Here is a 17,470-nt window from a genome sequence, read left to right on the forward strand (position 1 = left end):
ACAATATCATGGCAACACAATCTGACAACCAAGATCCAAATAAAAATAAACTCAATTTTTTTAAATTCGATTTAAAAGCCGGAAACCAACTCAAAGCATTCGATGCTATTTATAAAATACATCATGGCAATTGGGATGAGGTAAAAAGTGAACTATCCAAAGACAAAAGTTTTACACCAATAGTGGTTAAGAATCTTGAGTTTACTCACTACTTGTCTAAATGGAGTAATGATAATAAAGCGGTTGTTGAGCTTTTTCAGAAAGATGATAAGTTGCTTTCGATGCGTGATATTGCTTTGAATTTTAATAAAGAGGCTTTTATCCAAAAAATAAAAAGTAGTTCACCGGCAAAATCAAATGACGATAAAAAAGCATTTGCCATTGATTTGCATCATAAGCTTTTTGAGTTTGAACCCACTGCGGTTGTCGTAAACATGATAAAAGACCCACAAGTAACAGTGTTAAATACTGCTGTAGGAACAAAAGTTGCTACATTATTAGAAAAAAATCCAGATTTTAATATCAGAACCACTTCGATATATGAAGTATTCAAAAATAATAAGGAATTCAAAAAAATCCCGGTCGAATTACAACAACCTGTTCAAACAGAATTAAAAACGTTACAAAGAATTGTTGCTATTAGTCCCATAGCCGATGCTATTCCGGTTTTGTACGATGCCAAAATTCATACTGCATTTCAAATTTCAAACGTGCCACCTGCGCAATTCAAAACCGCAATGAGTGGTAAAGGATTGGATGAAAACGTATTGTTGCAAATTCATACCAATGCGCAGCATTTACGTGTACGTAATGAACACGCTTTAATAGCCTTAAAAGAAGCCAGTCAGAATACTGGTATTGACATGATTGACAGAAGCTTGCGCCTGGGTAATGGGGCTGAAATAAAAAAGGGGCTGGGAGCAATGAAGACAGAGAGTAATACCATTATATTTTCTCCAGAAGAAGCTACAAAAGAGATTATAGAAAAAAATAATTTAACATGGGATATGCTTTTTGGTGATGCAGATATTTGCGAATGTGGCGAATGTACTTCTGTCTATAGTGCCGCGGCATATTATGTAGAGTTATTACAGTATTTGCGCAACAACAATCTTGATCCTCTTGCCACGGGAGATATTGCAAAAAAATCTAACCAAAAGAATATTTCCGGAACTCCGTTAGAAAAATTATTTAATCGTCGTCCAGATTTAGGCTGTTTAGAATTGACTTGTAAAAATACCAACACCATTTTACCTTATGTAGATTTGGCCAATGAAGTCATGGAAAGTTATGTGGCATTCAAACATTTAAAACCTTTTAATGTAGCCGATGAAACTAGTAGTGAGTTACTTGCAGAACCGCAGCATACAGAATATCAGGCGTATTGCATCTTAAAAAATGAAGTATATCCATTTACACTACCATACCATCAGCCCATTGATGCCACAAGAATATATTTGGATTATTTAGGAACAAGTCGCTATGAAGTAATAGATACTTTCCGAAAAAACAATAGTAGTAACAATGTCGAATTGACTCAATTAAAAGATGAGGTTTTAGACAGGGCTTCTGATTCTGAATTTTTAAATATTACTAAAGAAGAATATATCATACTCACAAAGGAATGCTTTGAAAGTAAAGCCCTGATGAATAAACTCAAAAATAAAACATTCACAGATTCAGAATATCAAGAACTGATTGGTGTAAAATCAGTAGGTGAATATTATGGCTATGATAATGATGCAACAATGTTGAGCGATAACGGACTCACATTAATCAAAAAAGAATTTTTACGACGCACAGGAATTGATTATTTTAACCTTGTTGATTTACTTAAAACACAATTTATCAACCCGTTTTTACCCAAAGGAAAATCAAAAAACATAACGGAAAGCCTGCATTTTAGCTATCGATTTTTACAAAACTATGCCAAAAAATACGGCATGGATAAAATGGCGGAAGATTTGGTAAAATTGGAAAAATTTGCTGATTTATTGCCAATGATTATAGATCAGATTGAAGTATTAACCAACAAAAAAGTACTAAGCTGCCCTGATACATGCAAAGATAAAGTCGAAATAAGCGATAAAGATATTATCTGTTGGGTGAAATGCCATTTTGAGAAAATAGGCAAAATGATAGTCATAGAAAGCGGTAGGGGATGCGTGAACGGGGAAATACTGTTTGCGAATAATAATAGTTTATTTGATAATGACTTCAGCATAAGGGTTGAAAATTGTAAAATACTTTATGATACAGCAAAAGAAAAACTTCCACTTGGGCAAATCGATAAAAAAACAGGAAAAGTCACTTTTTTGATTGATAATGGAGAAACGGATCCTAAAAGTTGGGAGCAAATAAAATTTGTAGGTGACAAGGGCGAAAAAGGCGTATTCTTAATAATAGACGGAGAAGTATATCTCATTTTCCTGGAACAAAAAGACAGTTGCGATTTAAATACGGCGCTATTGCAGCATTTAGACGGAACACCGCTGACTGTTGACGAATATGATCGTATACATCGTTTTATACGCTTGTGGAGAAAATTAGATTGGACAATTGATGAAATTGATAAAGCAATTATTGGATTAAGCATCCAGAAAACAGTAGATAATGAAGACGATGTAAGCGAGGATGATTCTATTTGTGATGATTGTGGTGATGAGTGCAATACTTCAGATTGTGATGAATGTGATTGCGATGATTGTAGCGAAGAATGTCATCATGATTATGCTATTTCAACAACCTTACTACATCAATTGGTAGCTGTAAAAAAACTATTGGATAAAACAGGAATTGAAGTAATAAAGCTACTTTCTTTTTGGACAGATATTAGCACAGCAGGAGAAAATTCGCTCTACAAAAAACTTTTTTTAACACACAATGTACTAGGAATCGATAAGGTATTTAAGGCCAATGCAAATGGCAATTATCTTACTGTAAATACTACAATTACCGAACATTTTCCGGTATTAATGGCGGCTCTAAATTATACAGCCGATGATTTGCAAACTGTCATGCAGGCAACAGCAATGACAGATGAAATGACTATCAGCAACCTCTCAACACTATATCGCTACCGATTGCTCTCAAAAGTTCTGGGCTACAAGATTCCTGTATTTATGGATATCGTTCCTTTATTAGGTACTATATTTAATGACGCATACAGTACACTTGAATTTATAGAGAATCTATCTAAAATAGATGATGCAGGTTTTACACCACAAGAACTCAATTATATCATTAGAGATTTTGATGATATTAAAAAACCGTTTAAACCTACACAGAAATCAATTTTAATTTTAGCAAAATCCATATACGATGGATTAAACACAATCGACGAAACTCAACAGGATTTGAAGCCTGATGATAAAATAGGTAATGCAGCATTAGAACAAATTAATCTCAAAGAAAAAGCAACGTCAGAATTTGTAAGAGCTAAAGCAAGTTTGCTTTTTGAAACGGATATTGTAGAAAAAGTCATCGGTATATTGAATGGTACAAATGTATTTATAACCAATGCTCCTAAAAACATAGCGTTCATTCTAGGAGAAGATAAAACGCTTCAAAATAAATTAAAATATGATAAAATAAATGGTAGTATCCAAATAACAGGGATCTTAACCGAAGCTGAAAGTATTGATTATAAAGCAATCAGTAACGACCCAGAGTGGATATTTGCATTGATTAGGGTTGAAAAACAGCAAAACAAGCAATTCAAAGAATTATTGTCTAAAATTTTTGAGACTGAAAAAACAAAAACAGACGCTCAAAAAGAAGCATTAGAAATAATAATTAAAGCAGGTGACATAAGTTTACCTATTGATAAAATACTTGAAGGAGATCCTGATATTAATACAGCTCCACAAAAAAGAATAGCATTTTTAGAAATTTTCATGCCTTACCTGCGTCAGGAACTGAGTCATCGTTTTATTGTAAACACTTTGTCTGGCATAGTAGGTTTACAATCTAATATTACTGACTTATTGATTTCTGATATACTAAAAATTGGTAATATACCAGTTTCGTTATTCAGTATTTTTGAAAAAATAAAAGAAAGTAGCAAGCCTGTTGAAAGCAATTGGAATGGATATCTAATTCCCGCAACAACTGCTACATATACTTTTGTTATTAAAGATAGTGATGCTCTACCCATACTCAGTATTGATGGAACAACATTGACTTTTACAGTTCAGGAAGATCCTACGAATGAATGGTGGAGTACTGATATTGTGCTCCAATCTGGCAAATTATATAAATTGTCAACTACTGGTGTCGAATTAAAAAAGATCCATTGGAAAACAACAGCCTCTGCTATTACAGCTGTTCCGTCATCGGCATTAATTCCCGACTTTGCCTCACAACAATGCGAGCCTGCATTAATTGCATTAAAAAAAGTGGCTATGCTGGTTACTGGTTTTGATTTGAGTGCAGATGAAATTCAGTTTCTGGAAAAAAACAAAGTTAATTTTGATAATCTGGATTTTAATAAATTAACACTAATTCATTGGTTGCGTTTAGAGGGATATACCAGATTGCGAAACTCTTTACCAGAATCTGAATTCAATATACTTGATTTTTGGAACTGGACTTACAATCCATTATCTGATGGCACATTATTGAGCAGTAAAATTGCGGAACTCTCAACATGGAAAAAACAACGAATTGATAAATTGATTGCATCTAATCATTTTAATATAACACAACTACAAGATTACAACAACGAAAAAAATCTATTAAAACTGCAGTCAGCTCTGGCTGTTGCCGATAAGATAAGTGTAGATATCGATTTGCTTTTTGAATGGGCAATCCCAACTTCTAAATTCAATAAATGCAGGGTAATAGCCGATAGTATAAAAAATGCAATTCGTGCCAAATACAATCAAACCGATTGGGAACAGGCTGTAAAACCATTGAGCGATAAACTGCGTAATAACCAGAAAGAAGCCTTAATTGGATTTTTGTTGCAACAACAAACATTAATAGATTGGGGGGTAACAGATGCAGATAGCCTATTTGAATATTTTCTGATAGATGTTCAAATGGATGCTTGCATGGAAACTTCACGTATCAAACAGGCTTTATCATCAGTACAATTATTTATACAGCGTTGTTTCTTGGGATTGGAAGAAGAATACAGCGGAATTGCACCAGATATATTAGATAGAGAACGTTGGGACTGGATGCAGCGTTACCGCGTTTGGGAAGCTAATCGTAAAGTTTTCTTATATCCCGAAAATTGGATTGAAAGCAATCTACGAGATGATAAGAGCCCATTTTTTAAAGAATTAGAGGGAGAATTACTGCAAAAAGACATCAACAAGCAAAATGTTATTGATGCGTTAAAATCCTATCTCTACAAAGTGGACGAAGTGGCTAATATGGAAGTAGTAGGTTTGTATATTGATGGCGAAAAAACATCCGAAAAATGGAATGAAGGAGCAAAATTACATGTGTTTTCCCGCACCCGCAATGCTCCTTATTTTTATTATTACCGTTATTTGGCCCTAGATGAAATGAATTGGTATCCTTGGGAAAAAATGCAGGTGGATATACCAGGTTATGATGTAGAAGATGCAACTGGGAAAGTTACAGATAATGGTTGTTTTTTAACAGCTGTGGTATGGAATGAACGCTTGCTGATTTTCTTTCCTCAGATTGCAAAAAAAGTAAAGCCAGCTAAGACTGGTAATGATTCAATGAAAACTCTTGGAGATACAACAGTTAACAGTAATTTACCTGTAGAATATTTTGAAATAAAAATGGCATGGAGTGAGTACCGAAATGGTAAATGGACACAGAAACAATTGAGCAAAGATGTTTTGGCTACAAGTCCTAAAGATAGTACTCATGATATTCCATTTTTTAAATTCATTCCTATTATAAGTGATGATAAAATACTAATTAATGTAGATGATCTTAAAGATGCTGATGGTGGTTATTTTGGTGCATTTAAATTTGAAGGGAATACCATAAAAGTAGGATCAGCGATAGGAACTGTACCAATTCCAATTGATCATTTTAATCAGTCAGACGGGAAAATGTATTCATGGCAGCTTAACAGTCCAACTTTTGCACGTCATCTTGATTTTTATTTTAATGAAGAATCATCAAAAGAAAATTTAGTTTGGGATTATGGAAGTTCAAATACGGTAAAATTCCATCATTCTTTTACACATAAACTAATGGGTAAAATTAATTCAGGGAAACTGGAAGAATTTTTTAATTGTAATCTAAAAATAGTTGATAAAGATGATGCTTTTGGTAAATATGACCATGATGGAGATGCAAGTACACCCGAAATATACAATGAGCTCAAACGCCCTTATTCTTTATACAATTGGGAACTGTTTCTGCATACACCAATGATGTTGGCAGATGCATTAAGTAAATCACAACAATTTGAAGAAGCCATGAAATGGTATCATTTTGTGTTTAATCCTATTGCCGAAGGTTCTGATGATAAACGCTTTTGGCAATTTGCGCCATTCAAAGAAACAAATAGTCAAAGAGTTTTAGAAAGCATTTTCAATAATCTGAAACCTAATAAGGCTGATCAAACCATTAACGAATGGCGTAACAAACCTTTTATGCCACACTTGGTAGCCCGTAACCGTCCGGTGGCATACATGAAATGGGTCGTAATGAAATATATCGATAATTTAGTAGCGTGGGGGGATTATCTATTCCGACAAGACACTATTGAAAGTATTAATCAGGCTACACAATTGTATATTTTAGCCATGCATATTATGGGACCTCGCCCCATGATTATTCCTAAACGCGGTATTACAAAACCGCAAACCTATATTGGTTTATTAGACAAATGGGATGCTTTTGGGAATGCCATGGTAGAGTTGGAATTAGCAGCTCCATTCAGCAATCAAACTACCTTACCTATTGGTGCAGTAAATAGCGAATTGGCCTTTGCAAATATATACGGTTTAGCTTCTTCGCTCTATTTCTGTATCCCGGACAATCCTAAACTTATGGGCTATTGGGATACGATTGCCGATAGATTATATAAAATACGTCATTGTGAAAATATCGAAGGAGTATTCCGAAAATTACCATTGTTTGAACCACCAATTGATCCTGCATTATTGGTAAAAGCTGCGGCGCAAGGATTAAGTATTGCCTCGGTAATAAATGATTTAAATACTCCAATGCCGAACTATCGTTTTTACTATTTACTCCAAAAAGCATTGGAATTATGTGGGGAATTAAAATCTATGGGAAATGCTTTGCTTTCCGTAATCGAGAAAAAAGACAATGAAGCCATTGCACTTATCCGATCCAGACATGAAAATGCAATGCATAATCTGGTAATGGAAATTAAAAAATTGCAACTGGAAGAGGCACAAAAAAATATGGATGGTCTGGAACAGAATCGCAAAAGCCCGGAGCATCGCATGAAGTATTACCTAAAATTAATAGGGGAGGACTTAGGCAAAGTACCAGGATTGGATGCTGAATTTGCTGAAATTGTCAATAGCATAGAAGCACCTGTGGATGAAAGCGGATTGAAACTCATACCTTTTGAGAAAGAAGATATGGATAAGGCCAGTGCTGCTGCCGATTGGCAAACTGGTATTGGAGTAGTAGAGACATTGGCTTCGGTTTTTCATGCATTACCAACGATAAATGGTCACGGAACACCTTTAGGAGTAGGAGTTGCTGTATCTTGGGGTTTCCCTAATTTGGCGAATGCTACATCAGCGGTTGCTAGAGGTTTACGAATTTACGCTGATCATCTTTCTTATCAGTCTTCATCAGCAGGTAAAAAAGGGAATTTCAAACGTGCTTTACAAGAACGAGTTATGCAAGCTAATGCTGCGGGTTATGAATTAAAACAAATAGACAAGCAAATAACAGCTCAAAAAATCCGTATCGACATTGCCAATCAGGAAATTACCAACCAACAAAAAATGATCGATAATGCACTGGAAATAGAAGATTTTTTAAAAAATAAATATACTAATGAAGAATTGTATACCTGGATGCGCGGCAGTCTTAAAACATTGTACCATCAGGTATATAGTTTGGCACATGAGCTGTCTAAAAAAGCAGAAAAAGTATATCGCTTTGAACGAGGTATAAGCAATTCCAATTTCATACAATCAGGCTATTGGGATGCTGGACGAGAGGGCTTACTCGCTGGAGAACAACTTTATGTTGGATTAAAACAAATGGAAGCCGCTTATCAGAACGAACGAGGTTATGATTATGAAATCACAAAACATGTTTCTTTATGTTTATTAAGCCCATTGGCACTTATTCAGCTTAGGGAAATAGAAAAGTGCGAGTTTGAAATACCCGAAGTATTATTTGATATGGATTATCCGGGGCAATACAAACGTCGTATTAAATCGGTATCGGTATCATTACCATGTATTGCTGGACCTTATACAGGTGTCAATGCCAAATTTAGTCTGTTGGAAAATAAATTCAGAAATAATGCGATCGGAGGTAAGACATATGAGGAGATTACAGATGATACAGATGACCGTTTCAGCACATACCGAATTCCAATTAATGCTATTGCCACCAGTACGGGTCAAAATGATAGTGGTATGTTTGAATTGAATTTTAAAGATGAACGTTACATGCCATTTGAAGGTGCTGGTGTTGTTAGTAAATGGCGTCTTGAATTACCAGAGATTCGTCAATTTGACTATGGAACAGTTACCGATGTTATAGTACATATTAGATATACATCTAACGAAGGTGGAGAACGATTAAAACTAAACGCTACAAAGACCGTATTTAAACAATTGGAAAATATTAAACAACAATTGAACGAAACTGGTCTCCATTTGGCATTAAACATGAAGCATGATATGGCTAATGAATGGCATTTATTAAAAAAATCAGGAACAGTTGAGTTGAATATTGACAAAGTACGATTGCCTTATTTGGCTCAGTCTATTAATTCAGTACATATTGAACAAGTTATGTTCTTGGCAAAAGTCAAAGACAATCCAGTTAGTTTTGTACTTAATATTGATGAAACCGAAACAATAGATCTTTCTAAAGTCAATGAATTGAATATGTGTCGTGGCATCAACTCGGATATTAAACTTAATATTCCATTTAGCCTATCTGTTGAAGAAGTCGATAGATTAAAATTGGAGGAATTGATAATGATAGTGAAATATGGTTTTTAAAGTTAAATGATTCTATATTTAGATGGAGAGGTAGTTGACCATGCCACAATATAATTGACTTTTTTTGTTGACTAAACAAAGACAGAGGATGGGTGCTTAGATATTTTAAATAAAGGTAATTGAGAATAATTGTAAACCAGATATACTAAATATTGATAAAAGAGGCTCAAATATCAGTACTGCCAGAGTTTATAGTAAACGTTTGTTTTCCAAAATAGCAATCCGACAGAACCTTATAATTTAACCATCATAAAATGGCGTCACTACAAAAAAAAATAATTTTTTTATAGTAAATAAGGGGAGGAGCTCCAATAAACACTTTCTATAAAAAGGCTGTAGACTCACTCGATAATGATGCGTATATTTGGAATTATAAATTATAATAATGCTATCTATGAAGAAAATAGGATTTTTATCGTTTGGGCATTGGGCCAATCATCCTTCCTATCAAACTCGTACTGCTGCTGATACACTGCTTCAATCTATTGATTTGGCCGTGGCTGCTGAGGAAATTGGTCTGGACGGCGCTTATTTTCGAGTGCATCATTTTGCTACACAGCTGGCATCGCCTTTTCCTTTACTTTCGGCCATTGGTGCTAAAACCAGTAAAATAGAGATTGGGACAGGAGTAATCGATATGCGGTATGAAAATCCGTTGTATATGGTGGAAGATGCTGGTGCTGCAGACTTAATTTCGGGAGGACGTTTGCAATTAGGAATCAGTAGAGGATCGCCGGAGCAAGTCATTGATGGTTGGCGTTCTTTTGGTTATGAGCCCATGGAAGGTGAAACAGATGCCGATATGGGACGCAAGAAAGCTTTGGAGTTTTTGGATAAGTTAAACGGTGTGGGATTTGCTGAGCCAAACCCATATCCGATGTTCCCAAATCCACCAGGTTTATTGCGCCTTGAACCACATTCTGAAGGTTTACGAGAACGAATCTGGTGGGGAGCAGCCTCTAATGCTACTGCCATTTGGGCGGCCGAAAACGGGATGCACCTGCAAAGTTCTACCCTGAAGTATGACGAAAATGGTAAACCTTTTCATGTTCAACAGGCCGAACAGATCAGGTTATATAAAGAAGCCTGGAAAAAAGCAGGACATAAGTACGAAGCACGAGTTTCGGTAAGCCGTTCTATTTTTGCACTGGTTAATGATCAGGACAAATACTACTTTGGAGATCAGGGTAAAGGATCAGATAGTTTTGGTAATATTGAGAGAGATAAACGAGCAATTTTCGGAAAGAGTTATGCTGCTGAGCCGGAGAAACTCATTGCAGAATTGGCACAGGATGAAGCTATTCAGGAAGCTGATACGGTGCTGTTGACCATACCCAACACATTGGGTGTTGACTACAATGTACATATACTGTCGGCTATATTAAAATATATTGCTCCAGAATTGGGCTGGCGTTAGTTTTTTATAAAAAGAGAACCTCCAAGATCAAATAATTTTGGAGGTTTTTTTGTTTCAAAAACTCTTAATACCATCGATTTATAAAAAGGAGGATATAAAATCACTTAGACTTTAAAAGCTTTGAATCTGCAAAATAGAATGTTATATAATATATAGCAATAGAACCTTAATTTACACAACTACAGTTACTTGATCTATTCTTAAAATCAAATCCAATAGTTAACATATGTGTTCCTGAGTTATGATTTTGAAGTTGATTTAAACTAATATTAAAGGAGTAAGCAGCATAAAACTTATTTTGTCTGAATCCTACTAAGGGTGCGATTGAATTGGGCTTAAATGATTGATCTGCTAACAATCGTAAGTTTATACCTCCCCAAATATAGTTTTCACCAGTCATTTTCCGAATCTTAAGGTTAAGATCAAGACTTGACCGACCATCACTTTCGTATATTTGATATAGAATAGATGGTTCATATTCTATAGAAGTAAATTTATTTTTTAAAAGAAATCCTGTATATAAATAATAGTTTCTAATATTCATTGGTTCTTTTAAGATTGTAGGTTTTACTGATTTATTTAAAATATTAACCGCATTGAAACTGACGAAAAAATTTTCTAAACGATATAAAAAGCTTAAATCAAAATTTGAGTTATTCACATTATAAGACTGGACACTCGGATCAGATGTGTTAATGTCGGATATATCAATATTAAAATTTGTAAACTTATATGAGAGCCCAAATGACAAATACTGATTATTAAACTCTGATAAAGTAATATGATGAGCATAAGTTAACTGTCCTCCCTTTTGAGAAGTATTCCTATTTTTATCATTAAAAAAAATGGCACCAATGCCTGAGCGATCTGCAATTCTGGCATCAAAGGATAATGACTGTGTTTGTGGTGCATCTTCTACTCCTAACCATTGTGTTTCGCCAGTAAGACGTATTTTATAAAATTCACCAATACCTGCGTAGGCTCCAGCAATAACATACGGATTATCTGCTAAATATTGGCTAGTTGGTGCTAGTTGTAATTCTTGCCCATAAGTGGGAAGACTAGCTATTATGAAAAGTAATAATACTATTTTGTTTGTTTTTTTCATTTTATCTAAATAAAGTCATTCCGCCAATAAATTCTCTTCTATCCTTATCATTATTAGTTTTAATAACGTACCAATAATCCCCAGTTGGCAAAGGTTTTCCTTGATATGTACCATCCCATCCCATTGTTGTATTCCCTTTAAAATTCATGATTAATCTCTGATATCTATCAAATATTGAAACTTCTAAATTTGGATAATCTTCTATTCTTGTAGGATACCAATAATCATTACTTCCATTTCCATCTGGCGAGAAAAATTTAGGAAATTCTATTCCTTCATAAGTTAAATATGCTGTTTCAGTAGAGAAACAACCTTTGTTATCTTTAACATAAATGGTATAATTTCCAGAGTGATCAATCTTAAAAATTGGATTGGAGGTATAACTATTAGTGCTATTAATGCTATATTGATAAGGAGCAGTACCACCTGATGCAACAATTGTATATTGATTAACTCCTGTTTCGGAAAAAGAAAAATCTGGATTCTCAATATTTTGTGTAACTAAAACAGTATCACTAGAAGCACATCCCAAAGTACTATTGGTGACTGTTAAAGTATAGACTCCACTGGAACTAACAACAGGGGTTAAAGTATTCGCACCACTATCGATAATTCCCCCAGTCCATAAATAAGTAACACCCGAAATATCAGAACCAGTTCCATTAAGCATAATTGTTGATGAAGCACAAGTAATTATAGCCGGACTACCTGCTTCTGCGATGGGAGCTGTTTGAATATTTAAGGTTACAATAGCAGTAGCGGTTTGGCTACAAGGCGAACTACTATTTACAGTATAAGTATAGATATTACCAACATTAGTCCAGATACCACTTGTATCTGGCGTTCCGCCTAACTGGGCAAACAATTGTGCATTGGTAGGAGTAGTTCCTGAGCATAAAGTCAACGTTCCGTTTGTTCCTGCATTTGGAGTTGTTTGCCTATTTATAGTTACAGTAGCTGTAGCAGATAGACTGCAAGGAGAAACAGCATTTACAGTATAAGTATAAATATTGCCAACATTAGTCCAAATACCACCTGTATCTGGCGTTCCGCCCAACTGAGCAAACAATTGTGTATTGGTAGGAGTAGTTCCTGAGCATAAAGTCAAAGTTCCATTTGTTCCCGCATTTGGAGTTGTTTGCCTACTTATGGTTACAGTAGCTGTAGCAGATAGATTGCAAGGAGAACTACTATTTACAGTATAAGTATAAATATTGCCAACATTAGTCCAAACACCACCTGTATCTGGCGTTCCGCCTAATTGGGTAAACAATTGTGTATTGGTAGGAGTAGTTCCAGAACATAAAGTTAACGTTCCGTTTGTTCCCGCATTTGGAGTTGTTTGTCTATTTATAGTTACTGTAGCTGTAGCAGATAGATTGCAAGGAGAAACAGCATTTACAGTATAAGTATAAACATTACCAACATTAGTCCAAACACCACCTGTATCTGGGGTTCCGCCCAATTGAGCAAACAATTGAGCATTGGTAGGGGCAGTTCCTGAGCATAAAGTTAAAGTTCCGTTTGTTCCCGCATTTGGAGTTGTTTGCCTATTTATAGTTACAGTAGCTGTAGCAGCTATATTGCAAGGAGAAACAGCATTTACAGTATAAGTATAAATATCACCAGCATTAGTCCAAACACCACTAGTATCTGGCGTTCCGCCTAACTGAGCAAACAATTGTACATTGGTAGGAGTAGTTCCTGAGCATAAAGTTAAAGTTCCGTTTGTTCCTGCATTGGGAACAGCTTGCGTATTTAAGGTTACAGTAGCTGTAGCAGCTATATTGCAAGGAGAAACAGCATTTACAGTATAAGTATAAATATTACCAACATTAGTCCAAACACCACCTGTATCTGGCGTTCCGCCTAACTGAGCAAACAATTGAGCATTGGTAGGAGTAGTTCCTGAGCATAAAGTCAACGTTCCGTTTGTTCCTGCATTCGGAGTTGTTTGAATATTGATAGTCTTAGTTATTCCTGTTAGAACCTGACTACAGATACCATCCGTAGTATTTGTTAAATTTAAGGTCGTATTAGAACTTACTGAAGGAATTGTTACCACTACAGAACCTGTTGTTCCTATTACAGCTGTTCCTGAAACTGCTCCTGTATAACTCACATTATCACCAGTTTTCCCAGTTATTGTAAAATTAGCATCCGATCCTAAGCAAATGGAATTTGGACCCGTTAATGTTGGAACTGTTGGTAATGAATATGCTCCTGTAACATTAACAGTTACCGGAAGAGAGCTACAACCTCCACCAGCTGTATTGGTTACAATTAACTTATAAGTGCCTGCAGCATCTACAATTGGGTTTAATGTTGTTGCTCCGCTGACAATTGAGCCATCAGTTGTTGTCCATTGATAATCGATACCAGTACCGGTTGTCGAGCCTGTACCGTTTAGTGTAACCGAAGGACTCAAGCAAGTAATTACGGCTGTAGTAACTACTTGTGCTACCGGAATGCTACAAGTTGGTGCTGTACTGGCTTGGCAACTATATTTTTCAACGTCAAAACAAGTACCAAGACCACCTACTGGAGTTACAAAAATATCGACATTATCAGATGGTTGTAATCCAGTTACACTATAGGTTAAGACATTACCAATGGCTCCAATATTTTGGATTAGATTAGTGTTTACTTGATAAGAAATCGTATAATCGGTAGCTCCCAAAACAGCATCCCATAGAAAAGATACCGCATTTTGTGATGGTACTCCGCATGAAATCTTAGGCTTTAATATTGAATTTATACCAACCTGTATCTGTTCTTTTTTGATAATGTCTGTACTACCATCACAATCCTTAACTGTACAGGTTACTTCATAAATACCTGCATTAATTGTTTGCGCATTGGTAATACTCGGATTTTGGGTTGTATTAGAATAGCCGTTGGGTCCAGTCCATGAATAAGTAGTACCTGTAGGTAAAGTTCCGTTTACTTTTAAATCGATAGTGCTGTTGGCACAAAGAGAAATTGGCGTAACAACGCTAGGCTCAAGAACCACGCTAGGAGTAACCACTAGTTCTTTGGTTCTTGTAATCAGGCAATCAAAAGAAGTAATTTCTAAGGTATAAATACCAGCATCTTGAGGTGTTACAGCGGAGATAGTATATTTATTAGATGTGGAAACGACTGTCCCCAATGGATTCTTCCATTTATAAGTAACCCTGGAATCTGTATCGAGATACTTTGGGAAATTATTTTCAACACTAAAATCTGCTTGGTATCCTTCGCACAATAGGGTAGGCATAGACTCAGTATAAAGTATATCTTCAAAATCATCTACATTAAACAAAAACATTTGCACCCCCGAAACAGTACTTCCGTATGTAATATTCCTGAAGCCTATTTTTTGAGGTTTAGAACAATCACTGTTTACATAAATAGCATGCACTTTTCCAGGTTTAGAATAGCGGGTATCAACTCTTCCTGCTTTAAATTGTGATTGGGTTTCGGCAATAGAAGTCCAAATTCTTGGAGCGATGAGAGTTCCGTTATTTATAGTAATAGCCGTTTCTTCTCCTGCTATTGGGCTCACAGTATTTTTTTGTTCTACGTACATTTTACCTAAAACAGGAGTATCATCATTATTGCGCACCCCAGCATATAAGCCATCTTTACCTATAAATCCATTACCATGTAATCGGTAGTATTTACCTTTAACAGCCCCTCCAGATTGAAATTCAATATTATAAATATATAAACCTGTCGTTTGTATCTTATAAATAATCCTGTCGGGATTAAGTCCCAATCCATTATACCAACTTCCATCGTTTATTCCCCCATTAGTGATTGCACGATCTGCAGAAGTTGTGTACAAGCCATGACCATCTATTCCTGTTGGAAAACAAGGCGTACCTGTTAAACTTGGTGGCAAACAAGGACCTTGATTAGGTCCATAATATCCAGCATCATTGTTTCTAAAATTTAGAGTGTTATTAACCGCTCCAGTAGTATAATTTACGATGTCAATTTTTCCAGATGAATTATTAAGTTGATGAAACCAACGTTGGGTAATATTACCAGAGTTATCTAATTTATCCCAGGACCACTCGTTTCCTCCAGGTAAATTTTGAGTTTCAATTAAATGGATTCTATTATCATGTCCCATATCGCGCACTCCATCGGCACCCTGAAAACTGAGCATATGCACTTTTTTCCCTGGGATCACTTTACAATCTAAAACACGTTGTTTGTCTATCCACAAATTGGTTTCTTTTTCTTCAACTTTAGGCAGTACCGTACTAAAAATGTCTACGAGTAAAGATCGCGATGTTAACAGCGTATGATCGGCATTCATTCTTCTGTAATATTCAGCATTGAATTTTTTGAAAACATCAGAATCTTCAACATACATTTTATAAAATGCAGCCGAACTCGTACCATAGCGTTCCCAATGTGCTCCAATGCCTTGATCACTTGACCAAAAATCAGTAGTGGTAAGTTGAGAGTGGTTCTGAAAATCATAATCCCAATCAAAGGCATAACCGTCCTCATGTCCCCAATGCTTATTTAGATAAGCAGTTCCTGCTGGGAAGTAATTAGGATATGCAGCAGCAAACTTGTCCATTACAATCTGTGCAACACATTCTGCCATACCTTCTTCAAAACCACTTAAAGTATTTTGGTAATGCCAAAGATTATCAGAAGACAAACACACATTATCACGCCAGGCATGCAAAAGTTCATGAACCATTAAGCGTGGTTGAGTCATCTTGCCAAAAGCATCAGCAGTATATTGAGTCGAAATCCAGTTAGGGCCATTATAAAATGTATTACTCCCAGAAGCATTACCATCATTCACTACATTTACTGTATAAGAGTGAGAAGACGGACCATATATTTGCGCTATAATGGGGATTACTTTACTGTAAAAATCCATCATATTGGTAGCTTGCCAATTGGCAAAACCTCCCAATCCATTGACTCCAAATTGCGTCTCTATAGTAACATTTACCATATTGCCAGCTGTACCCAAATTTTGCCATGTAAAATTTAACGGACCAATCACTGTGTCTGTACCGCCATTTAATAAGTGAAAATAAAAATTTTGCCCTTGCATAAATGTAGTTCCCAAAGCGAGAGCCGTTAAACGTAATTCTTCATAGCTATAGCCGTAAGTCGTCTTATCTGTATTATTCAAACCTTGACTCCAACGAATATTTTGCGAATTAGGACCATTAGGAACTGAGCCTGTTCCGATAGAGAAGCTTGTAAATCCTCCAGTTTGCCAGTTTACAAAAGCACTATGAATACTTTCTACATTTCCTGTTATTCCTGTGGCTGCTACAGCCTTTAATTTGCTTTGTAGGTTTGATTTAATCGGAACCGGAGCAGGAACATTTGCGGGTTTACATCCCATTGGCAATGTACCAGACTGTTGTACTTGAGCGACTAAAGTGAAGGAAAAAAAAGCAAACAAGGCTAGGATGTGTAATTTTTTCATTGCATAAAGTTGTAGGTTAATCGACAATGGACATGTTTTATCGAAGCACTACAAAATTAGTTTTGTCATGAAAAGAAAATAGTCATAAGTTATTCAGTATTGATATTAAATTAACATAAAAAATACACTTACAATAATTATTTACAATATATGTAGTATTAATCGTTGTTTTTGGTTTTCTGGGTAATGAGAGATGAGGTATGGTTTATTAGTTGATATAAGAGATTAAGCGTTATAATCTGATTTACACTTAGAACTAAATAAAAAATTAAAATAACGGCTGGGATCTCAAAGCCCGCTTCAAAAAAGTGATAAAAAAAATT

General features: G+C 35.5%; 4 protein-coding genes. 2 read left to right on the forward strand and 2 right to left on the reverse strand.

The window, feature by feature from the left end:
- The first annotated feature begins 8 nt into the window (after positions 1–8).
- Both B8T70_RS12425 and B8T70_RS12430 read left to right on the forward strand, forming a co-directional pair.
- The gene (locus tag B8T70_RS12425) at positions 9–9,167 is read left to right on the forward strand and encodes a neuraminidase-like domain-containing protein (protein ID WP_086895049.1); all 9,159 of its coding nucleotides are present in this window, start codon (positions 9–11) and stop codon (positions 9,165–9,167) included.
- Between the two features lie 394 nt (positions 9,168–9,561).
- Positions 9,562–10,584 carry an LLM class flavin-dependent oxidoreductase gene (locus B8T70_RS12430; protein ID WP_039116221.1) on the forward strand — a complete coding sequence of 341 codons (1,023 nt, stop codon included), beginning with the start codon at positions 9,562–9,564 and terminating at the stop codon, positions 10,582–10,584.
- Between the two features lie 166 nt (positions 10,585–10,750).
- On the opposite strand, the gene B8T70_RS12435 is transcribed toward B8T70_RS12430, so the two are convergent.
- Positions 10,751–11,692: a type IX secretion system membrane protein PorP/SprF gene (locus B8T70_RS12435; RefSeq protein ID WP_086895050.1), complete on the reverse strand. Its 942-nt coding sequence runs from the start codon at positions 11,690–11,692 to the stop codon at positions 10,751–10,753.
- Position 11,693: 1 nt separating this feature from the next.
- Positions 11,694–17,147: a T9SS type B sorting domain-containing protein gene (locus B8T70_RS12440; protein WP_086895051.1), complete on the reverse strand. Its 5,454-nt coding sequence runs from the start codon at positions 17,145–17,147 to the stop codon at positions 11,694–11,696.
- Positions 17,148–17,470 lie beyond the last annotated feature (323 nt).

The sequence above is a fragment of the Flavobacterium sp. AJR genome (genome assembly GCF_002156885.1).
Taxonomy (GTDB): Bacteria; Bacteroidota; Bacteroidia; order Flavobacteriales; family Flavobacteriaceae; genus Flavobacterium.

Excerpts from the sequence above, each read along its gene's own strand:
- B8T70_RS12440 (WP_086895051.1), bottom strand. The coding sequence starts at position 17,147 with ATGAAAAAATTACACATCCTAGCCTTGTTTGCTTTTTTTTCCTTCACT.
- B8T70_RS12435 (WP_086895050.1), bottom strand. The coding sequence starts at position 11,692 with ATGAAAAAAACAAACAAAATAGTATTATTACTTTTCATAATAGCTAGT.
- B8T70_RS12430 (WP_039116221.1), top strand. The coding sequence starts at position 9,562 with ATGAAGAAAATAGGATTTTTATCGTTTGGGCATTGGGCCAATCATCCT.
- B8T70_RS12425 (WP_086895049.1), top strand. The coding sequence starts at position 9 with ATGGCAACACAATCTGACAACCAAGATCCAAATAAAAATAAACTCAAT.